The sequence below is a fragment of the Paraclostridium sp. AKS73 genome, from assembly GCF_025671395.1.
Classification (GTDB): Bacteria; Bacillota; Clostridia; order Peptostreptococcales; family Peptostreptococcaceae; genus Paraclostridium; species Paraclostridium benzoelyticum.
In genome coordinates, this window is sequence record NZ_JAIXHU010000031.1 from 15351 (window position 1) to 37403 (window position 22053).

The 22053-nt window shown below is 27.8% G+C and carries 25 protein-coding genes and 4 pseudogenes; 4 read left to right on the top strand and 25 right to left on the bottom strand.

What is annotated here, in order from left to right; translation table 11 throughout:
* Nucleotides 1-67 precede the first annotated feature (67 nt).
* Nucleotides 68-1615, bottom strand: a complete 1548-nt coding sequence (gene murJ, locus LEQ07_RS14730; RefSeq protein WP_046822267.1) for a murein biosynthesis integral membrane protein MurJ — start codon at nt 1613-1615, stop codon at nt 68-70.
* A 178-nt stretch (nt 1616-1793) separates the two neighbouring features.
* On the opposite strand from murJ, the gene LEQ07_RS14735 reads away from it, so the two are divergent.
* Nucleotides 1794-2096, top strand: coding sequence for a hypothetical protein (locus LEQ07_RS14735; protein ID WP_046822268.1), 303 nt, complete (start codon nt 1794-1796; stop codon nt 2094-2096).
* Between the two features lie 53 nt (nt 2097-2149).
* Here LEQ07_RS14735 and dltC read toward each other — a convergent pair whose 3' ends face one another.
* The 22 genes and pseudogenes from dltC to LEQ07_RS23160 all read right to left on the bottom strand — a co-directional run bounded on the left by dltC (nt 2150) and on the right by LEQ07_RS23160 (nt 17497).
* The gene (gene dltC, locus LEQ07_RS14740; RefSeq protein WP_021428708.1) at nt 2150-2380 is read right to left on the bottom strand and encodes a D-alanine--poly(phosphoribitol) ligase subunit 2; all 231 of its coding nucleotides are present in this window, start codon (nt 2378-2380) and stop codon (nt 2150-2152) included.
* A gap of 17 nt (nt 2381-2397) precedes the next feature.
* Nucleotides 2398-3546 carry a D-alanyl-lipoteichoic acid biosynthesis protein DltB gene (gene dltB, locus LEQ07_RS14745; RefSeq protein ID WP_263331231.1) on the bottom strand — a complete coding sequence of 383 codons (1149 nt, stop codon included), beginning with the start codon at nt 3544-3546 and terminating at the stop codon, nt 2398-2400.
* Nucleotides 3546-3905, bottom strand: coding sequence for an AMP-binding enzyme (locus LEQ07_RS21800; RefSeq protein ID WP_332843229.1), 360 nt, complete (start codon nt 3903-3905; stop codon nt 3546-3548). The genes dltB and LEQ07_RS21800 overlap by 1 nt, the downstream gene beginning before the upstream one ends.
* Complete coding sequence (locus LEQ07_RS14750) at nt 3832-5058, bottom strand: AMP-binding protein (RefSeq protein WP_332843230.1); 1227 nt, start codon at nt 5056-5058, stop codon at nt 3832-3834. Before LEQ07_RS14750 ends, LEQ07_RS21800 begins: the two co-directional genes overlap by 74 nt.
* Before the next feature lie 121 nt (nt 5059-5179).
* On the bottom strand, nt 5180-6172 hold the full coding sequence (gene dltD, locus LEQ07_RS14755) for a D-alanyl-lipoteichoic acid biosynthesis protein DltD (protein ID WP_263331232.1): 993 nt from the start codon (nt 6170-6172) through the stop codon (nt 5180-5182).
* Nucleotides 6172-6369: a hypothetical protein gene (locus LEQ07_RS14760; protein WP_263331233.1), complete on the bottom strand. Its 198-nt coding sequence runs from the start codon at nt 6367-6369 to the stop codon at nt 6172-6174. Before LEQ07_RS14760 ends, dltD begins: the two co-directional genes overlap by 1 nt.
* A gap of 376 nt (nt 6370-6745) precedes the next feature.
* The gene (locus tag LEQ07_RS21805) at nt 6746-6985 is read right to left on the bottom strand and encodes an HD domain-containing protein (RefSeq protein WP_332843231.1); all 240 of its coding nucleotides are present in this window, start codon (nt 6983-6985) and stop codon (nt 6746-6748) included.
* 14 nt (nt 6986-6999) lie between these two features.
* On the bottom strand, nt 7000-7326 hold the full coding sequence (locus LEQ07_RS21810; protein WP_332843232.1) for an HD domain-containing protein: 327 nt from the start codon (nt 7324-7326) through the stop codon (nt 7000-7002).
* Nucleotides 7327-7666: 340 nt separating this feature from the next.
* Entirely contained in the window at nt 7667-8644 is a 978-nt protein-coding gene (locus LEQ07_RS14770) for a DMT family transporter (protein ID WP_263331234.1), read from the bottom strand.
* A 286-nt stretch (nt 8645-8930) separates the two neighbouring features.
* Nucleotides 8931-9271, bottom strand: a pseudogene (gene hypA / locus LEQ07_RS23140) (hydrogenase maturation nickel metallochaperone HypA).
* 15 nt (nt 9272-9286) lie between these two features.
* Complete coding sequence (locus tag LEQ07_RS14780; protein ID WP_046822274.1) at nt 9287-10702, bottom strand: nickel-dependent hydrogenase large subunit; 1416 nt, start codon at nt 10700-10702, stop codon at nt 9287-9289.
* A 9-nt stretch (nt 10703-10711) separates the two neighbouring features.
* On the bottom strand, nt 10712-11476 hold the full coding sequence (locus LEQ07_RS14785; protein WP_317852092.1) for a hydrogenase small subunit: 765 nt from the start codon (nt 11474-11476) through the stop codon (nt 10712-10714).
* 97 nt (nt 11477-11573) lie between these two features.
* Nucleotides 11574-11918: a cytochrome b5 domain-containing protein gene (locus tag LEQ07_RS23145; protein ID WP_442952433.1), complete on the bottom strand. Its 345-nt coding sequence runs from the start codon at nt 11916-11918 to the stop codon at nt 11574-11576.
* Nucleotides 11919-11923: 5 nt separating this feature from the next.
* The gene (locus LEQ07_RS14790) at nt 11924-12409 is read right to left on the bottom strand and encodes a manganese catalase family protein (RefSeq protein ID WP_263331237.1); all 486 of its coding nucleotides are present in this window, start codon (nt 12407-12409) and stop codon (nt 11924-11926) included.
* Between the two features lie 3 nt (nt 12410-12412).
* Nucleotides 12413-12871 (bottom strand): hydrogenase maturation protease, encoded by a 459-nt coding sequence (locus LEQ07_RS14795; protein ID WP_046822275.1) that lies wholly within the window; start codon nt 12869-12871, stop codon nt 12413-12415.
* 18 nt (nt 12872-12889) lie between these two features.
* Nucleotides 12890-13723: pseudogene (gene hypE, locus LEQ07_RS14800) on the bottom strand (hydrogenase expression/formation protein HypE); the annotation flags it as partial.
* A gap of 178 nt (nt 13724-13901) precedes the next feature.
* A pseudogene (hypD, locus tag LEQ07_RS23150) lies at nt 13902-15006 on the bottom strand (hydrogenase formation protein HypD).
* A 12-nt stretch (nt 15007-15018) separates the two neighbouring features.
* Complete coding sequence (locus LEQ07_RS14820) at nt 15019-15237, bottom strand: HypC/HybG/HupF family hydrogenase formation chaperone (protein ID WP_046822278.1); 219 nt, start codon at nt 15235-15237, stop codon at nt 15019-15021.
* Nucleotides 15215-16738: a carbamoyltransferase HypF gene (gene hypF / locus LEQ07_RS14825; protein WP_263331256.1), complete on the bottom strand. Its 1524-nt coding sequence runs from the start codon at nt 16736-16738 to the stop codon at nt 15215-15217. The genes LEQ07_RS14820 and hypF overlap by 23 nt, the downstream gene beginning before the upstream one ends.
* Nucleotides 16713-17063, bottom strand: a complete 351-nt coding sequence (locus LEQ07_RS14830; RefSeq protein WP_263331241.1) for a Sua5/YciO/YrdC/YwlC family protein — start codon at nt 17061-17063, stop codon at nt 16713-16715. Before LEQ07_RS14830 ends, hypF begins: the two co-directional genes overlap by 26 nt.
* A 45-nt stretch (nt 17064-17108) precedes the next feature.
* Nucleotides 17109-17390, bottom strand: a pseudogene (locus tag LEQ07_RS23155) (hypothetical protein); the annotation flags it as partial.
* A complete protein-coding gene (locus tag LEQ07_RS23160; RefSeq protein ID WP_263331257.1) occupies nt 17357-17497 on the bottom strand; it encodes an acylphosphatase in 141 nt (46 codons plus the stop codon). The pseudogene LEQ07_RS23155 and the gene LEQ07_RS23160, both read right to left, overlap by 34 nt.
* Nucleotides 17498-18013: 516 nt before the next feature.
* Here LEQ07_RS23160 and LEQ07_RS14840 point away from each other — a divergent pair.
* Nucleotides 18014-18622, top strand: coding sequence for a TetR/AcrR family transcriptional regulator (locus tag LEQ07_RS14840; protein WP_263331243.1), 609 nt, complete (start codon nt 18014-18016; stop codon nt 18620-18622).
* 10 nt (nt 18623-18632) lie between these two features.
* Nucleotides 18633-19898: a glycosyltransferase gene (locus tag LEQ07_RS14845; RefSeq protein WP_263331245.1), complete on the top strand. Its 1266-nt coding sequence runs from the start codon at nt 18633-18635 to the stop codon at nt 19896-19898.
* A gap of 108 nt (nt 19899-20006) precedes the next feature.
* On the opposite strand, the gene LEQ07_RS14850 is transcribed toward LEQ07_RS14845, so the two are convergent.
* Both LEQ07_RS14850 and LEQ07_RS14855 read right to left on the bottom strand, forming a co-directional pair.
* Nucleotides 20007-20240, bottom strand: a complete 234-nt coding sequence (locus tag LEQ07_RS14850) for a hypothetical protein (RefSeq protein WP_263331246.1) — start codon at nt 20238-20240, stop codon at nt 20007-20009.
* A 551-nt stretch (nt 20241-20791) separates the two neighbouring features.
* Nucleotides 20792-21436 carry a hypothetical protein gene (locus LEQ07_RS14855; protein WP_263331248.1) on the bottom strand — a complete coding sequence of 215 codons (645 nt, stop codon included), beginning with the start codon at nt 21434-21436 and terminating at the stop codon, nt 20792-20794.
* Between the two features lie 433 nt (nt 21437-21869).
* Between LEQ07_RS14855 and LEQ07_RS14860 the strand changes: the two genes are divergently transcribed.
* Nucleotides 21870-22053 (top strand): N-acetylmuramoyl-L-alanine amidase (locus LEQ07_RS14860; RefSeq protein ID WP_263331249.1); only part of this gene is annotated, 184 nt, incomplete at its 3' end.

The window sequence follows — 22053 nt, forward strand, 5'->3', positions numbered from 1 at the left end:
TATATTAACAATTTTAAAAACAAAAAAGCTACAGCTTAAGCTGTATCTTTTGTTTTTATTCTACTTTTTATTTATGTTTTACTTTTTTGTTTATCATTTTGAATATTAATTTAACTTCATCTACTCTTAATACAATTATTGAAATTGCATATACTATAGCACCTAATCCTACAGACACAGCTAATTTAATTGCATCTTGTATAAATCCAGCACTTAAAACTGCGTCTATAACATTATAAGTAAACTTAGTTACAAGAGCCATTAAAAGAGCCGATATTATCGATTTTATAAGAACTGTGATAATTTTCTTACCACCAAATGCACCTATTTTTTTTCTTAAACTTACAGATAATAAAGTTATAGTTACTAAAGAAGAAATACTTGTAGCAAATGCAAGTCCACCTAATCCCATATTAGTATATTTTACAAAAACTAAATTTAATACAATATTTAATATCATTGCAATAATACCATTCATCATAGGTGTTTTAGTATCTTGTAATGAATAGAATATTTTACCTAAAATATCTCTAAGCCCAAAACCTAACATCCCAATTGAATAGAATACAAGTGCTATAGATGTCATTTGTGTAGCTCTAGCATCAAACTCTCCTCTTTGGAATAATAACTTAACTATAGGTTGAGCAAGTATTATAGCTCCTACAGAAATAGGTATTATTATTAATGTTACTACATTTATAGCTGTTACTATTGATTCTTTAAATTTCTTTTTATTATTCTCTGTAGATAATTTAGAAAGCATTGGGTATATAACCGAAGATATAGAAACTATAAACATACCCATTACAAACTGATTTAATTTTGTTGCATAATTAAGCGCAGAAATACTTCCTTCTACCAAGGTAGAAGCTATTGTTCTATCTACTATACTATTAACCTGCGTTACTGCTACACCTATTAAAACAGGTCCTATTAGCCATAACATTTTCTTTAAGTATTCATCTTTTAAATTTATATATGGTCTGTACTTAAATCCTTTTTTACGAGCAAATGGATATTGGAATATAAATTGTAAAGATAATCCAAGTAAAGTACCCCAAGGTAGTAAATTTGGGTTAATTGTTACACTTAAAAATATAGAAATTATAATAAGCATATTATACGGTACAGACATAAGCCCTGGTATTATAAAGTTTTCTTTAACTTGTAAAAATGCCATCATTATGTAACTCATTCCTAAAAATGCCATTCCAAGAATTAGTACTCTTGTAAAATATATAGCTTGAGTTAATGTTTCCCCTTTAAACCCAACCGCAAACAACTTAACAATCGGTTCTGTAAAAACAACTCCTACTAAAGAAGTTATTAAACATAACAAAACAACTATATTAAGTACGTTATTTGAAAATCTAAGGGAAGCTTTTTTTCCTTGCTTAGCCTCTAAGTCGCAAAATAGAGGTATAAATGCAGTTCCTAAAGATGTTCCTATTGCCGAGAATATAACTGCAGGTATATTCATAGCTACTAAGAATGCATCACTTGTACCTGACGCTCCATATGCGTAAGATAAAGCTAGTTCACGCCCAAATCCTAGTATCTTGGCTATTAATGTTGCAGCCATTAAACCGACAGCTGCTTTTGCTACTTTTGACATAAAACTTCGTCTCCTCTGAATCTTAAGTTTAATTTAATTATTTCCTTAACTAGTCTATTTTATATATTATATATTTATTTTTAAATTTTGCAAATTTTGTTTTTTTATACAAATGTGTTAAAATTTTTATATGGCATTATAATATGCCAAATTTTGACTTTATTCAAGGAGGTTTCCCATGAATTTTAAAACTACATATCATTGCCTAGTTTTAAGACTAGAAAACTGCACTGATGATTTACTTTTCAATATTGCTACAAAAATAAGCAAACATAATTGCGTTGTAAAAACTATCGATGTTGATGAGTATAATAGTGAAAAAACTATATCTTTTGTAAATCAAGACAATAAAGATTTAGTTCTTTATAAAACTGATGATGTTATAAAATTATACTTTGATAATACTATGAAAAATATAAGTCCTGTATTTGAAATTTATAATGATATAGTTGAATATATGGATTATATCGATGTTTTATAAATAAACCAAGGAGGAAATAAGTTTCCTCCTTAATTTTTTATTATAAAATTTTATTATTTTCTACCTTCTAAAAACTTAACTAAGTTATTTACTGTTGCCATATCACTTCTTTCTAAGTCTGTTGGTTGAAGTGTTATTCCTAATCTTTCTTCAATTTCAAGTAAAACTTCTATTATTGCTAATGAATCTAAAAGTTCTGCTTCAAATAAATTTAAATTTAAATCTTCTCTTATTTCGTCACATCCTAAAACATCTTCAAAAATTCCTATAACTGTCTCTTGCATTTTATATCCTCCTTAAATTAAGCAAAGTAACCTGAGAAAATTAACAACCCAAAGCATGCTATATGGAATGTTATAACAATTTGTACAATCTCAAACCACTTATCTTTTTTATGTTGTTTGTAAAACTTTGATTTCTTTTGATACATATCTGTAAGTACAAGCACTACCCCTTGGTATATACCATATACAATGTAAAACCATGTTAATCCATGCCAAAATCCCATAGTTATCATTGTAATCATTTGTGCAACATGAGATGCTGTAGCTCTTTTTTTAAATCTTTTCTTTCTCATAGATGAAATTACAAACCTTGAGAAAATGTAATCCCCAAACCATCTTGAAAGACTTATATGCCATCTTGTCCAGAATTCTTTCATATCCTTACTTAAAAATGGCTTATCGAAGTTATCTGGCGCTTTTATACCAAATATATAACTTGTTCCTACAGCAAATAAACTATATCCTCCAAAGTCAAAGAATAAATATAAGCTATATGCATACATATAACTCATGCCATTTACAAAGTTTATTTCTGAAGGTATTTTTGACATCCAATATGTGTTTACTAAAAATGCTATTACAAATTTATAACCCACACCCATGAATATCTTTTTAATACCTGGTATTAAGTAATCATCTATATATTCCTCTTTAGGTATCTTCTTTTCTAAGTCTTTCTCAAATCTTCTTGATCTATCGATCGGCCCAGAACTTAATGTTGGGAAAAACAATACAAAATAAAGCATTGTTGAAATTTTAACTTCTTTAATTGCTCCATCATAAATTTCAATTACCATTTGTATAGTTCTAAAGTTTAGGTATGATATACCTATAAACCCTATTGCTCCAAATGATGTAAGCGGCGAAATTTTATTTATTATAATAGGAGACATAGAAGCTAGCAAAAATAGTCTGTAAACCAATTTACTATCCGTTTTTTTTCTTACATATTCATATCCTTTAACTACTATTATTTCTAATACCATAAATGCTATTAAAAATGAAAGTCTAACATTTATACCAACTATTAAAAGTATCATGAATGCAGTCGCTATCATACCATAATACTTTATGTTTTTTTCTCTTAACCCTAAAATTACTGCTGGTATTGCTGTTAATAGTAATATATAAAGATAAAAATAATCTCCATATTGTGAAAAAGTCATTAATTTTCCTCCATAAGTTTCTTTCTATCTATTTTCCCATTAATATTTGTAGGGAACTCATCTATAATTTTTATAGTTCTAGGTATCATATATGAAGGGATATATTTACCTAATTCTTTTTTTATTACCACTCCATTTTTTATATCACTTAATGAATTACTTTCTTTTAATTCTACAATTCCCTTTAAGTACGCAATTTTTTCATTTTTATAAACTGGTAAAACTATTGCATTTTTAACATTTTCAACTTTTCTTAAGTTGCTCTCTATATCTTCAATTTCTATTCTAAATCCATTTAATTTTATTTGGAAATCTCTTCTTCCACAGTAGTAGATATTTCCACCTAATAGGTATCCCATATCCTGTTCTGTAAGCTCTATATTTAACGCCATCGATTTCATCATAAAAGAATACTTCATCAGTTTTTTCCTTGTTATTAAAATAACCTTTTGAAACAGAAGGTCCAATTATTATAATTTCACCTTTTTCGCCTTCTTTAACTTCATTTCCATCTTCATCTAATATTTTTATTTTACAGTTTTCCATAGGATACCCAACTGGTAAACTTTTTTCATCATTTATAAGTTCTTCACACATATCATTTACACTTACACCTACTGTTGCTTCTGTTGGTCCATATCCATTTATAACTCTAGTGTTTGGAAACCTCTCTAATAACTCTTTAGTTAAAGGTTTTGGAAGAGCTTCACCTATGAATATCATAGACTCTAATTTTGGTAACATTTCACTATTAAAACTATTTTCTGTTACACAAACACCTGCAAATGATGGAGTAGAAACCCAAATACCCATATCTGACTTTCCAAATTGATTAAATAGTTCTTTATAATCTGCTAACACTTTCTTTGATAAAGAAAATAATGTAGCACCATGAACTAATCCTGGATATATAGATGTTACTGAAAGATCAAATGAGTATGCAGCTTGGTTCATTATAACTTTCTCACTTCCATCAATTTTTAAGTATGGACTTATCCAATCAACAAAGCTATCTAAGTTATTCGAACTTATTTGTACCCCTTTTGGCTTTCCTGTACTTCCTGATGTAAATAAAATGTATGCATTTTCATCATCTTTTACCCAGTTTTCTTTAGATATTGACTTACCTTCATAAGTTTTTATTATCTCATTAAGTTTTTCTTCATTTACAATATTTAAATCGCCAAAGTTAGTTTCTTCACTAAAATTGAAAATCACCTTTGGTTTAACTTCTTTTGTTACTTCAAATACTCTATCTATTGGGAAACTTATGTCTAACGGTACATAAGCTCTTCCTGATTTTAAAGCCCCTATCATACATGCCATTATCTTATTTTCTTTATTTCCATATATAACTATAGGAGTATCCTCATCTCCATAAATGTCTTTTAAGTATAAAGCAATAGCTTCTGAATACTTATCTAAATCTTTGTATGAAAGATTTTCGTCATTGCATTTTAATGCTATTCTATCTGTATTTGAATACTTTTTTATACCTTCAATAATTTTCATGTCTAATCCTCCTTATTAAAACTCATTGTATATGAATGGCAATTCTTTAAATGGAGTAAATGTTAATATTAATATAGCTGCAATTATTATTATTGAAAAACAAATACTCATCATTAAGTACTTATTGCTGGTTAAATTCTTTAAATAACTTTTCACAAACATCTACCCAACCTTTCGTTCCAAGATGCATCACATCACGTAAATAATACTTTTCATTTTCTTTTGATCTTAAGTCAATAACATCAAAACCGTGTTGTTTTGCAAGATTCCCCGCTTTATTGTAAAATTCATATCTCTCATCTTTTTGTATACCCGTTACATTGTAAAACTTATCCATAGCAGGTATAAGTACAACTACAGGCTTTATACCTAAATCGTTGCACACGTCTAGAGTAAGTTGGTAATCATCAAACTCTTTTGACTCTACAAGATTTACATCTTTGTATTTACCTCTTACTTTATTTAAGTTCTTTCCAAAATTCTTTTTATAGTATATTTTATCTATACATAGATTGTTTTTACCTACTCTATTCTTAGCATCTACTATAGCTTGATGCATTTCTCTGTCCCAATTAATAGGCTTTCCAGGTGCTAAAGCTTTTTTGTCAGGTAAATTTACTAATCTTTCATATAACATACCTTTTTCTTTAAGTTTCACCGTATCTTCTCTAAACTCGAAATAAGGTGCTAATAGCACTTTTTCAATTTTTGATACAAATGTATCAGAACTATATAACTTAGCATATATAGCTTCAGACTTGTATTCTTCTGATCCAATTAATAGTTTACTCGCTCTATTTGCAAATCTAGCCTTATTTTCCTTAGAAATATCTGGGTTGTTTAAAAATGCATAAAATTGAGTTGGAGAAAATCTCGTCTGATAGTGATGAGAAGTAACCCCTTCTTTATCCATAAACCACTGCATTGAAACTAATAAAACAACCTTTTTATCCTTTATGCTTGGATCAAAACTACCTAAAATAGTAGTATCTTGTAAGTTCTGAGTATATGCTCTCCCGATCGTAATAACTTCATTTTTACTTCTGTTCGTATTAAAATAATAAGTAGGGTGTTGCTTTGTTGAATGCCCTAGCTCTGATGATCCTAGCATCATTATATCTTTTTTGTGTAAAAATGGTTATTAGCAATAACGCCTTTATCTTTTATATTACTTAAAGAATTGTTCATTATTGGTTTCAAATCTTTTTCTTCAAGCATGTAAGCAATTTTAGAATCAAGGAATTTATTTAGTCCGAATAAAAATATACCGCCCACTACCAATGGTATAATGAAATAAATTAATTTTTTCATATTTACTCTCCTCTAAAATGTTCATAATCTATAAATATATTAGTACTTTGCCTAAATATATTCAATTACAATATTGTAATCAAATGTCACACTTTGACATTATATTCTTTTTTTTATATAAATTCCAGTCAATTTTTTGTGTCATGTACCATATTATACCATTTTTTAATCATTTTCTTGCATTTTTATCAATCCAAATTCTTTTTTAAGAAACCTTTATAATATAACCCATTTTAAATTTATTTTATAATTCCAGTTTTCCATATATCATATTTCAATTTTTTTTAATCAATAAATTTACTTTATCTATAATCTAGTGAAATTTACTAAATTTAATCTTACAAACAAGTAAAGGATCATTAAAATTAATGATCCTTTACTTGTTTGTAAGCTCTTCACTATTTTGAGCTATTTTTTCTGCAGTTCTTCTGTCTATTTCTTGCTTTAATTCTTTTAAGTACGGTGAGAATTCCACCTTGTCCGAACCGTAAGTAAATTGTAAATCGTATTCTAACGGAATCCACGTACTGATATCAGCCTCATTATGTTGAATAACTGCTTCTAAGTTATCTAAGGCTTTATAAAGCTTTGCTTCCTCTGTTTTAAGTTCATTCATTTCAGCTAAAAGTTCTATAAATTCCTCTTTATAATGAGCAGGAAAAGTTTCAACCCATTGTAAAATATTTCATCCTCTTTTTTGCTATCTTCTTCCTTCTTATCAAAAGCTGGAATATCACCAGTAAAGGCCTCCCCTAAATCATGAATCAAACACATACGAATTACCTTATCCATATCAATACTTGGAAATTCATCTCTCATTAATAATGCCATTAATGCAATACGCCAGCTATGTTCCGCTACACTCTCATGGCGTCCACTTGATGTCCATGAATGCCTAGTGTTGCATTTTAGTTTTTCTGCTACTGTTAATATTTCTAGAAATGTTGATGTGTTCATACGAAGTTCCTCCCCAAGACTTATATTTTACATCTTATAAAATATATTTACTTTGTATTGTGTAACAATTACATAATAAGTATATTTCATATTATATCATAGTTACTATTTATAGTCCGAAAGCTAAACTTCACAGTGCTTTTCTTAATATTTACTCATTTCAGCAACCTACTAAATTAAACAATTACATATAATTATGCCTTTTTAATAAATAATCTATTATCTAGCAAACTTAATAATAGATATATATTTTATGATTGGTACTTGAATAAAATCGTTTTAAAAATTGATCAAAAAAAGATATTGAATTATTATTCAATATCCTAAGCTTTTAAATATATTATTCTTTTTCAGATGTTGCTTTTCCCTTAAAACGAATGTAATTTACTAATGTAGGTGGTAGATATCCAACTAACACAGCTGCTGCATTTTGGAGATAGTCTAAAACTGTTGATCCTAATGATGCTAATACAACAATAATTGCGCCTAAAACTTGAATCCCCGTCATAGTTTCTTTGAAAATTATTATTCCAACTATTGCACCAACAACTACTTCTAAAGCAGATAGTATACTGCATGTAGTAGTATCTATGTATAGAGTTGACTTAACAAAACATACGTTAGCTACCATTGTACATAATATACCTACTCCAAATAAATCAAACATTAATTTTATATTTCCTGAGGATATCTTATTTGCAATGAAAGAAAAATCTGTTACAAAAGATAAAGCAATTGCTGCTCCTAAAAATCCATATACAAGCATTGTATCTCTTTCATATTTATTTGAAAAGTATCTAGGAATCATAATTTGTAATGCAACTCCAAACCCATTTGCAAGTCCTGCTAATATACCAACCATATCCATACTAGCGCCACTTGCTCCTGTTAAGTTTGCAACTAATATTGCTCCAAAAATACAAATTCCAATTGTAACAACTGTTTGTAGACTTAACTTTTCCTTAAAAACTATCACACCTAAAAGTGCAACCCATACAGGGCTCATAAACATTAATACAGTAGCAACTGCTACAGGTATTCTTTCTACTGATACCCCATAAAAAGTAAAACTTGCTGCATAAGCAATAATTCCATAAATAAAGCAAATAATAAGTCCCTTAAAATCAATTTTTAAAATATATGGTTCTTTTATTGATTTTATCAATAAAAAAACAACTCCTGCTAACAAACAACGTACAAAGGAAACTTCATATGAAGATAAGTTTTCCGCTGAAAGTCCTCTTACAAATATCCCCATAATTCCCCACATAACCGCTCCTATTATAGCAAGTAATATCCCTTTTCTTTGTGAGTTCATTTAACTATCCCCATTCTATATAATTGTAATTCCAACTTATTATAACTTAATTTTTTATAATTTAAAAGCTTTCATTTTTTAATTATAAAAAAATATTCATACTAATGAAAAAACATTATATATATCAACTTATTTATAAAAATTCATTGAGTATAGATAGTTAAATTTATATAACCCTTCAAACTAACTATTCTCGTGATTTATATACTAAAAAATCACTCTTCTACTGACAATAGAAAGAATCTCTTTCTTCATTTAAAAACTTACAACTATGTGAATTGTAATACTATTCACCTTCTATTTTCCATACTAAGATCTCATGCCCCCCAATTATATTACTGCTATGTCTTTTGCATTTTGGGCATATTTTATTTGTATAATCTATAAAAAATTCTTCATTACAATAGTTACATAGTGATTTCGCCTTTATTGTTTCTACAATAATACTTGCATCTTCACATATAGTATCTTTTTTAATAAATCAAAAGCAAAATTTAAAGACTTTTCATTTATACAACTAAATTCTCCTATTCTCATAAAAATCTTATTAATACTTTTTATATTATTTTTTTGTCCATTTTCACTAGCTATTCTTATAGCATCATACACCACAGAAATTTCATGCATATTATTCTCCTATTTTTATACTATCTTTATTGTAAACCCTGAGTACTTATCACTAGTTATATGTGCGGCACAATTTAGACAAGGATCAAAAGATCTTACTATTCTACCAATTATGGTAGGTGCGTATCTTATGTCATCTATTTTAGACCCTACTAAAGCTTCTTCAACTGGTCCCCTTAAGTTATTATTATCTTTAGGTGATAAATTCCATGCTGATGGAGTTATTATGGTATAATTTTTAATTACTTTATTTTCTATTTCTATAAAATGCCCTAATACACCTCTTGAAGCTGATTCTAATGACATTCCACTAGCATACTTAGGCATTTCAATTACATTCTGATTAGCCCTTTGAAGTTTAATAACTTGTAATATTCCCTCTAAACTTTTACAAATTTTTTCTGTTTCTAATACCCTTGCTATTAATCTATCCATAACTGATATAGAGTTTCTGTAATTTCCTGAAATAATCATTCTCGCCAAAGGTCCTACTTCCATAGGATAACTATTATATCTAGGTGCATTTACCCATGAATATGCATCTTCCTTATTATCATCAACTTCTGCTGGGTCACTTTTAGGATACACTATATTATTTTCTGAAGAAACCCATGTGTATTTTACATTTTCTACTATATTATTTGCGTTCAGACCTTGAATTGTTTCATTTATTATTACTCCGCCTTCTGCATATTTTACAGGCATATTATCTTCATAAAATAAATTTGTAGACATTAAATTTCCATAACCTCTACCTATGTTAAAGTAGTCACTATAATATTTTGAAACTATATAAATATCAGGAATAAGATTATTTTGTATAAAGTTTTTAATTTTATATAATATAGATTTTATTTCTTGATATTTTTGTATATCAAAATTAGTTGTAGTTCCGCCCACAAATATACCATGACTATGAGGAACTTTACCTGAAAGAATCGCTATAGCTTTATGTGCCAATCTGCTATATTCTATTGAATCGATATAATGACTTGCTACAATTGAATTTATGTTTTCAGGTAGTCTATAATCAAACTTCTCTTTATCTCCACTTTTATAAAGTGGATTAATATCCTTTAGTTCAACATAATCAGGAAATACAAATTGGTAAATATGCCTTAAGTGATTTTGTAAAAACTCAAATCCATTAGTTAAATCTCTTATAAGGCTTCCATTTTCATCAGGTACTATATTAAGTGCATTTTCTAATGTCTTGGAAGATACTGTTGCATGGTGAGTAGAACATATTCCACAAATTCTAGGAGTTAATCTTACAATATCAAGTGGATGTCTTCCTTTAAACATTGTTTCAAATCCCCTAAATTGCATACCACTACTTTTCGCATCTATAATTTTGTTATTTTCTATTTCAACCTCTATCTGAAGCAATCCACTTACTCTTGATACAGGATCTATAATTATTTTTGCCATACTTACCCCCTAGTAATTTGTAAAAGGCTCCATTTCATCTGGAAATCCGCTAGAAGCACATCCTATACAGGTTGTATTGTCTCCTATTGGCCAATTATCACTCTGATTCCATCTATGTTGTGGACAAAGTGTTTTTGTAATAGGGCCCCTGCACCCAAGTTTATACATACACTCTTTATCTCCAAGTTTAGTTGCAAATATTTCATTATCAAAAAAGTGTCTTCTTGGGCAATTGTCATGTATGGTTGTTGAGAAAAAAGCTACAGGTCTTTGCTGACTATCGAGCTCTGGTTTACCAAACGAAATTATATAACCTAAAGTCCCTAATATCCATATTGGATTTGCAGGACACCCCGGTATCCTTATTACAGATTTGCTACCTAGCGCCTCAGATACATCTACTGAATTTGATACATTAGGCCTTGCTGCAGTTGGCCCTCCATAACATGCACAAGTTCCTACAGAGATTATATTTTTTGACTTAGGAGCTATTTTTTTCAATAGTTTAAGCGCACTTATTTTCTCCCCTTTATATGTTACAAGTGTCGAAAAATTTTCCTTTAAAGGTATTGCTCCGCATACTATTAGAATTAAATCTTCTTTGCTATCTAAAGTTTTAAGAATGCGCTCATAAGCCTTTTCTCCCTGATCAGCCATTATAGTATTAAAAAAATTCATATTTACCATTTCAGTTAAGAAGTACATTATATCTGGATCTTCTCCATTTAAAAGAGTTATTACCTCTCCAAAGCAACCCGATGCCTCTAACCATATACAATTTGGTTTTTTATATTTTCTTTCCTTATTTTATTTATAGCTACATTAGCCATAGTTATAGGCATGTGTTTTTTACTTTCTATAATTCTGCATTTCATATGTTCGCCTCTATATTATTTTTTAAATAACCAACTATGGGAAGTTTTTTCTTTAACATATCTATCTTTTGTCCATGACATGAATAAAATGAGTCAGTATGTTCTTCTCCTACACTTAAACCATGATGACTTCCATTTGACCATTCATCAATATTTGTAACATCAAATACTATTCCATCTACTACTACATATGATGGATTTCCATCTTTTCCATTATATTTTTGCTTAATTTCTTCTAACGTAAATTCTTGTCTTTTAATTATATTTTTATTACTGAAATTTGATTTTTCACCCGAATCGTTTAAATCATATGATATGCCGTTTTTGATGTTATTTTGAATTTCTGTTAATTTTTTATATGACCTTTTTCATCTAGTATTATTTGTTTAAGTAAATCCGTTATATATTTATCATTTATATGAACTAAATGATTTTGGTATTGTCTTATAGCCTTTTTTTCTCCTTCTATATTAATTTCAATTATTTTTAATAAATCTTCTTCATACTCTACATAAGTTGGGCTCCACCATACTCTAAAACTATCCTCTCTAATTACTCTATATTTAGGATTAACTCCAAGAAGATATATAAGTTTTGATAGTATGTTTAAGTGTAGAACTTCTTTTAACCCTATTTCATTTAAAACGTTAGATATTTGTGGATACTTTTTAAATAAGACACCTTCATGGTTAAAGTATTGAGTTAAGGCAGTAAGTTCTGAAACTTGACCTGCATAATCTTCTAATAATAATCTTGCATAATAATGATTTGGTTTTTCAACTTTTATTTCTAAATCGTTGTATTCATCTATCATATTTCTTGGATTTTTCATAATTTACAATCCCCCATTTATTATATTTTCTATTATGCTTAAAACGTCATTGCATATATATTCAAACTTATTAAAGAGATTATTTGATAAGTTTAAAGAATACTCAACTTTATCTATTTCTATCCCTAGTAAATATCCGTTTATATAGGGTTTTTCTTTTATTAAAATATCTAATAAATTTTCTTCATGAGAGGTTTTAGATTTTAATATAAATTTATTACATTCTTTAAAATTAAATACACTTATACTTCCGCACGTTTTCCCTAGATAAGTACTATCTATTATAATAACTAAATCTTTTTTATGTATTTCATTTATACAATATAAAAAATCTGTCTCTCCTACTATAAACTCTATATTTTCTTTTAATGATACTTTGCTATTTTTAATTTTATCAACTACATATACACCTATTCCATCATCACCTAATAATATATTTCCAATTCCAAATACTTTTATCATATTATTTAATTACCTTCTTTAACATATTCTTGGTAAATTTTCTCCTTGAGCCATTTGAAGTGTCTTAATTGCTCCTAACTCAGTTTTAATATATAAATTAGGCTTAGTATCATATATTACTTCTCCTATTATTTTTGATTGCTTCCCTAGATCATTTTCTTGCATAACTTCTACTACTTTATCTGCATCCTCTTTTGACACAATGCATACTAATTTACCTTCATTAGCCGTGTATAATGGATCTAACCCAAGCATTTCACAAAAATTTTGAACATCCTCTTTTATAGGTATATCTTTTTCATTTAAAAGGATACTTTTATTTGAAAGGTTTACTATTTCTTTTAAAGTATTTGCAAGTCCACCTCTTGTTGGATCTCTCATTATTTTTATATTCTTACTAACTTTTAAAATATCATTTGCTAAATGATTAAGACAAGCACAATCACTTTTTATTTCGCTATCTACTTCAAAGAACTCTCTTTTAGTCATTATACTTATCCCATGATCTGCTATAGTTCCACTTATTATTATCTTATCTCCTTCTTTTATATTATTTTTAGACATTATATGCGATTTATCTTTTATTAATCCTATGCCCGTTGTATTTATATATATTTTATCGCACTTACCTTTTTCTACTACTTTTGTATCTCCTGCTACGATTTTTACATTTGCATAATTTGCAGTCTTTTTCATAGATTTTACTATTTCCTCTAAGGCGTTTATTGAGAAACCTTCTTCTATTATGAATCCAACCGTAATATAAAGTGGTTTTGCATAACTTACAGATAAATCATTTACCGTTCCACATATAGATAGCTTACCTATATCCCCTCCTGGAAAAATATAGGGTTTACAACAAAACTATCTGTAGTAATTGCTATATTTCCACTTATTCTATCTACTACACTTGAATCATTTTTTGAAGAAGTATGTCATTATCAAAGTGTTTGTAAAATAAACTTTCAATTAGTTTATGTGTTTCTTCTCCTCCACTTCCATGAGCTAATGTTATTTTATCCATTACCTATTATCCTTCCTTATATTTATAAAAATTTGCACAAGCTCCTTCTTCTGACACCATACATGGTCCTATTGGCTTTTGCGGTGTACATATATTTTTAAATAACTTACATTCATTTGGCTTTTTTATTCCTCTTAATATTTCTCCACATATACAATCAGTCTTAACATTACCGTATCTAAAGTTTGAAAACCATAGTTTAAATTTATACTTAGCATCAAATTCCATATACTTTTCTCTAAACTGTAACCCTGTATTTTCAATCATTCCAAGTCCTCTCCAATTACTGCAACTCGGTTTAAAAACTTCATTTATTATTTTTTTAGAAAGTTCATTTCCTCTATTTCTAACGACTCTCTTATATTGATTTTCACACTTATACTCCTTAGCTTTTATCATCTCACATAGTCTATATATTGAATAAATTATATCCACATATTCAAATCCAGATAAAACCATTGGAACTTTATTTCTTCTAGCTAATTTATCAAAGTCATCTATTCCTATTACAGTTGACACATGACCTGGGCATATAAATCCATCTATATTCACTTCTTTATCTAGAATTAAATTTTTTATTGCATTTGGCATTGTTTTAAGCGAGTGTAAAACACTTAAATTTTTTATATTATTTTCATATGCTTTTTTATAGTTAAAGCAATTATAGGTGTAGTTGTTTCAAATCCTACCCCTATAAACACTACTTCTTTTCCTTATTTTTCTTTGCAATGTTTATACAATCAAGAGGAGAGTATACAACTTTTATATTAGCCCCTTCTGATTTTTCATCGCTAAGACAATTTATACTCCCTGGGACCTTTAGCATATCTGCAAATGTACATAATATAACATTTTTATGTTTACTCAATATTACTGCATCATCTATGTAATTAGATTCTGTCACACATATAGGACACCCTGGCCCGGATATTAAATTTATATCTTTAGGAAGCAATTTATCTATACCTGATTTATATATTGCTCTTGTGTGGGTACCACAAACTTCCATTATATTTATTCTTTTTTCTAAACCTTGTTTATCTAAATTTTTATGAATTTTATCTAATAAATTTTTAGCTATTTCAGTATTTTTAAATTCATTTATATACACTATAAAACCACCTTAAAACTCTTTACATATCATTTTAAATATCTCTAAAGTTTCCTTTGCATATTCTTCGCTTATTTTTTCCATTGCACAGCCAGCATGAACTAATACATAATCTCCCACTTTTATATCTTCTATAAAAAATGTATTTATTCTCTTTTTTATTTTTCCAAAATCTACTAAAGACTCTCCTTCATAAAGCTCTATTACTTTAGCCGGAATGGCTACACACATTCTCTTCACCTCTATTATTTGCTACAATTAATTGCCCTATTGATATAGAGCTATCGTTGCATGGTAAAAGTTTATGAGTTAATACTTCAAACTTCTGTGCTCTAAGTTTTTTATATAAATTAGCTAAAATTATGTCATTTTGAAAAACTCCACCACTTAAAGCAACTTTATTTATATTGTATAATTCTCTTAATTTAGTACATATTATATAACTAAACTCTGTTACTGTATTATGAAATTTCATAGATATAACAGATTTAGATACATGTTTTTGCATATCTTGTAATATTCCATTTATGATAGAATCCGTATTTATAACGAATATTTGATTTATACAATGTATTTCAAATTTATAATATTCTTTTGTATAAATACTTTGTTTAGCCAAGTTTTCCAGCTCTATACAAGCCTCACCTTCAAAAGTTATTTTATTTGTAAATCCAAGAATTGCAGATATTCCATCAAATAACCTTCCCATACTGCTAGTTAAAGTACAATTTATATTATTATTTAGCATTGATAATATAAATTTATAATCTTTATCTTTCATATTATTTAAGATATTAAAATTAAAATCTTTTAAATCTAGTTGATTGATCAAACTTATAGCCATTTTCCATGGCTCTTTTGTCGCATTATCCCCTCCAGGCATTTGCATATATTTTAAGTGTCCAACTCTTTTAAATGTTTTATAGTCACATATTAGAAACTCTCCACCCCATATATTTTTATCTTCTCCATAACCACTTCCATCAAAGGCTATTCCTATTACCTTATCTTCTATATTATTTTCAAACATACAACTAGCTATATGTGCATGATGGTGGTATACTCCAATTTTCTCACATCTAAATTCATTTATATAATCTTTATGCCAAAAGTTAGGGTGCTTATCATAAACTATTCTATTAATTTTTATGTCATATAATTGCTTTAAATGATTAACATTCATTTTATAATTATCTAAAGCTTGTATGGAATTCATATTACCCATATATTGACTCATAAAAATATGAGAATCCTTTGATATGGTAAATGTATTTTTAAATTCACTTCCAAGTGCTAATATGTTTGTTGTATTTTTCTTAAAGGTCATAGGTGAATACCCTCGTCCAGCTCGTATTACTCTTTCTTCATTCATAATAACTTTTACTATAGAATCATCTATTGGTATATTTATATCCCTATCATGTAATAGAAAATAATCAGCTATATTTTTTAGACTATTTAAAACATCTGCATTTTTATAGGTTATAGGTAACCCACTAATATTTGCACTAGTCATTATAAGAATGTCTAAGTCATTATCAAATAATAAAATATGTAATGGTGTGTAAGGTAGCATTACTCCTAATGTATGATTTTGATATGATATATTGTTAGGTAGATTATTACTTTTTTTATTAAGAATTAAAATGGGTTTTTTATCTCCTAATAAAATCTCTTTTTCTTTATTATTTATTTTGCAATATTTATTAACTACACCTATGTCTCTCATCATTATTGCCAATGGTTTCGTTTTCTATTTTTCTTTTTCTTAAGGTATCTATAGCTTTAGAATCTCTAGCATTACATACTAAGTGAAATCCACCTATTCCTTTTATAGCCATTATTTTACCGTCTTTCAAAAGATCTTTTGATTTTTTTATTATCATTTCTGTTTGATTTTTCAAATTACCTTTTAATATAATCTCTCTTCCACTACTATCTAGTAAATACAGGTTGGGTCCGCATTCTTTACAACAAGTAGGCTGTGCATGAAATCTTCGATCTGTTGGGTTTTGATATTCTTCATAACACGGTTTGCACATTTCGAAATTTTTCATAGAGGTGTTATTTCTATCATATGGTAATTTTTTTATTATCGAAAATCTAGGTCCACAATTTGTACAATTAGCAAAAGGATATTTATATCTTCTTTTGTCATTTGGATTATTTATATCTTCTATGCAATCATTACAAATAGCAATATCTGGCGAAATTACAGTTATGCCATTTTCGTCTACATCGCTATTTATTATCTCAAAATTTTCATAATTTTTTATTTCTTTAGACTCTATAGTAACTTCTTCTATTTTTGCTAATTTAGGATGTCTTTTTTTTAGGTTATAAAAAATATTTATAGACTCTTTTTTCCTTCTATATTTATAGATACTCCATCACATGTGTTTTTGACATTACCATTTAGATTATTTTCTAATGCTAAATTATATACAAACGGTCTAAATCCAACCCCTTGAACAATTCCTTTAACTAGAATTTTTTACATTTCATATGTTAATCTCCTGTACATAAATTTTATGAATAAGTTAAATTTAATTTGTATATTATAAAGTATGCAAACAAAAAAGAGTCTATAACTAGACTCTTTATCTTTATATATTTTATATCCTGTCTCCATAAGGGTTTATTTAAATTTAGAAAGTTATTCATTAGCATAAGATACAAATTCTTCAATTGCAATACTACACTTTTTCTCCACCTGCAAATAAGTTTTCAAGTCCTGTTGTTCTCATATAATTGTCTATAGGTGCAACTGAAATTTATATAACTTATTAAAATTTATCCAGTAAACTTTCAAGTTTATCCCTCTATTTTGTAGTTATTTCATTTCCTAATAATTGCTATTTATAAATTTTGTACATGTTGATATTATGAAGTTAAATTAGTATGAACCCTAATCTTATTCCTTTTATATGCATAGCCTTGAAAAAAATAGTCAAAAGATTATAATCTAAGTTATTAACCAAATTGGTCAATAATAGAGGTGATAAATGTGACTGAACTATTTAATAAATTAAATGAAGATAAAAAACTTGCTATTATAAATTCTGGCATTGAAGTTTTTAGTATTTATGGATTTCAAAAAGCATCTACAGATTTAATAACTAGTAAAGCAGGCATATCAAAGGGCTTACTTTTTTACTACTTTAAAAATAAATTAAATTATTTCACCTATTTATTTGAGTATTCTCAGAAAATGATATCATCAAATATCGATATAGACATATGTAGAAAAACTGAAGACTTTTTTGAAGTTTTAGAATATATAATTGAACAAAAATATAAGCTTCTAGAAAAATATCCTCATATATTAAACTTTATTGTAGTTGCCTATTGCTCAAGTGACGAGAGAGTAATAGATATAGTGAAAAATAAAGTTACTTCTTATGATAACTTTGATATTTATGATTATCTAAAGAATATAGATAAAAGTAAATTCAAAAATGAAGAAGATATGCACAAAGTTATAGAAATGCTATCTCTAATGTTAGATGGATATTTACAAAACAAATTAAAAATGAATCAAAATATAGAAATTGATGAAATAATGGAAAAGTACAAACTTTGGACTTCTTTACTTAAAGAAGCTGTGTATAAATAAGGAGGATAATATGAAAATTGCAATCTTTACATTAGGAAGTCGTGGTGATGTACAACCTTATGTAGCCCTTGGAGTTGAAGCCTTAAAATATAATCATGAAGTAGTAATTTGTACTGGTGAAAGTTTTAAGTCATTTATTGAAGATAATAACATAGAATTTGCTAAAGCTGACTTGGACTTAATGGCCCTACTACAAACAAAAGAAGGTCAAAATATATTTAACAATGGGAAAAAACATATACTAAAATCTTTGAAATACGCTAAAGAAAAAGTAAACCCATCATACAGAAAAACTATGGATCAATTCTATAAGTGTGCTAAAGATGCAGACATAATAATATATCATCCTAAGTCTTTTGCTGCACAGGATATATCTCTAAAGCTAAATATTCCTTGTATATGTATATCCCCTGTACCTTTTATATATCCTATAGAAGAATTTCCTAACTTAGTAGTATTCTCACAAGGTAATTTAGGTAAAAAAATAAATAAGTTAACTTATATTCCTTTTAAATATGCTGATGCTTCTAATATAAAAGAAATAAATGATTTTAGAGAAAATGTGTTAAATTTGCCTAAGCGTAAAAGCGGAATATACGCTTATGATATTAATAAGAGACCTATTCCAATTGTTTACCCTGTAAGTAAATATTTATTTGAAGATATAAAAACTTGGGAAAATAAAGTGTATTTGCCTGGATTTGTTTTCTTAGAAAGTAATGAAGAAAAACTAGATGAGAAGATTGAGGAATTTATATCAAAAGGTAGTAAGCCAATAGTAATCTCATTTAGCAGTATGCCTCTAAAAAATCCAGATAAATTTAAAGATATTTTGCTTAAAGCTTTAGATAAAAGTAATAATAAAGCCATTATTTTAACTGGAATTAGTGGAATGAGTTTTAAAGATGAAGAAAATATATTGGCAGTACCATATGCCCCACACAACTTGCTATTTCCATTATCAAAAGGAATAATGCATCATGGTGGAGTTGGAACTATGGCTAGTGCATTGAAGTCTGGTAAACCCCAGTTAATAATGCCCTTTTCTGTAGACCAACCATTTTGGGCCAATAGATTATATGTATTGGGATATATAAGTAAACCTTTAAATGAAAATACTCTTACTGTAAATTCATTAGCAGAATCTTTCATAGAACTGGATAACCCCAAGTATATATCAAGTTCAATCAATATAAAGAAAAAATTAGATAGTGAAAATGGAAATGAAAACTTAATTAAGTATATAGAAAGTGTTTACTTGAATTATAAAAAGTAATTAATAAACAAAGGCAAGAATACACACATGCTTTATCGTGTGTATTCTTGCCTTTATATTTTTATATAATCTAAGAATCATGTCTGTAAGAGATTATATCTAACATTACTATTTAATCTCACCGTTTAAGTAAGCTTCTCTACATTTATCAAATGCACTTTTTCTTCCTGGCTTTTTTCTTACATTAGGAGCTTCTTCATTATTTTCTGGAATAAACCCAAATTCTCTTACTAAAGCTTCTTCTCTAACTATCCAAGTTTTACCTAATTTTTTAACATCTTCTCCATCAACAAATCTACTTCCAACATTATGTCTTAATGTAGATTGATCTATATTATACATACTAGCTACATCTGCAAATGTATAAAACCTTCAAATGAACTCATAGTATCACTCCTTATTATTTCCTATATAAGGATTATTAACTCTTATCGTGATTTATATACTATGTTTTTATATAATGCAGTTTTAAAATATGGTATAATTAGGTTCTGAGAAACTATAGTTTAAGAGTGGTGGATTTCTATACAGATAAATACCTACTTTCTAATGAAAGGAGGTGAATGGTATGGAAATTTTTAAATTGTTATTACACAATTCAGATACCATAATAATTGGTATACTGACTTGTTATTTATACGATACATTAAAAAACCACTCTTCTACTGGCAATAGAAAGAGTGGTAGCTATTGTGATAAATGTGATCACAATAGAAAGAATTAGTTATTCTATTTAATACATAGAAACCACACTCTATTCCACTAGACTATAGTTTCTTTTTTTACATGTTAATACTTATATTATACTACAAATATATTAAAAATAAACTACTATTTACATTCTTATTTAATTTCACAATCTTAAAAATTAATTTAGTGTCGTGTATTTTGATTTAATACTTTACACAGTTACAAGCATGCTTACCTCCAACATCATTTAAGTCTACTCCATAAGCACTTGCTCCATTTAAAAACTTACAACTAGATGAATTGTGATAATAGCTATTTCCTTTAGCTATATATACAGTTTTCCCACTAGATGAAGATGTTTCATTAGAACTCCCCTCATTGCTCGAGCTTGATGGTGGGTTATACTCAACTGGATTTTCCCAACAGTTGCACTCAAATTTTCTCATATCTGATGTAAGTTTTACATAAGATGTACTCGCTCCTTCTAAGTACTTACAATTAGGTATAGTGTGATAATAACTATTTCCATTTGTTATATATACATACTCTCCTATATGCTCATTATCTCCTTTATCATAGTTACTACTATTGTTTCTAGATGATACTGTTGTATTTGTATCATTATTGCTACTTAATGAAGATTGTTCATCAGTACTTTGTTCATCTTCTGAATTATCATAAGATTCATAGCTAGTGTAATCTTTTTCTGTTTCATTATCATTACTCTCAGCTAATTCTAAATTTGTATCCTCCAATTGACTAGATGTAGTTGATTCCTCTTTTGAACAACCAATTAACCCTATGCTAAGTACTACTACTAATGTTAAAACTCTTTTTCTTAATTTCATGCTTTTACCTTTCTTGCTTCGATTTAATTCTATTTCCCTTATTTAAATATAAACAGCACAATATATTATACATTTTTATCTTGTCGATTTTTGTAAAATTTAGTAGTTTGAAAACTATATTTTTATATATGTTTTGATAGTTATAAATTATAATAGTTTATATAAATTAATTAGATTTGAGGTTGGAAATGGCTCCCAACACGCTATCTTTTAGATAGTTACCAGAGATGCAGGATACGCCGCCCTGCCAACTCTAATTAGTTTGCTAACGAGGGTATTTTTAATACTCTCGTTTTTTATTTATGTAAATTAATTTATTTGCTCTATATTTTTACTACATATGTTTAAACTCTATTCTTCAAATACTTTATTTTCCTACTTAAAACTTCCTATGCTAATCTTACCTGAATAATAACTTTTAGGAGGTACATATATGAAATGGTATTTAGATTTTGGTCATGGAGGTAAAGACTCAGGAGCTGTTAGTTCCAATGGTAAAAAAGAAAGTGATATGGTTTTAAAAATAGGTATGATAGTTAAATCTATTCTTGAAGAAGCTTTTGAAAAAGTAGTTACTACTCGTGAAGAAGATAAGTTTTATTCTTTATCTTATCGTA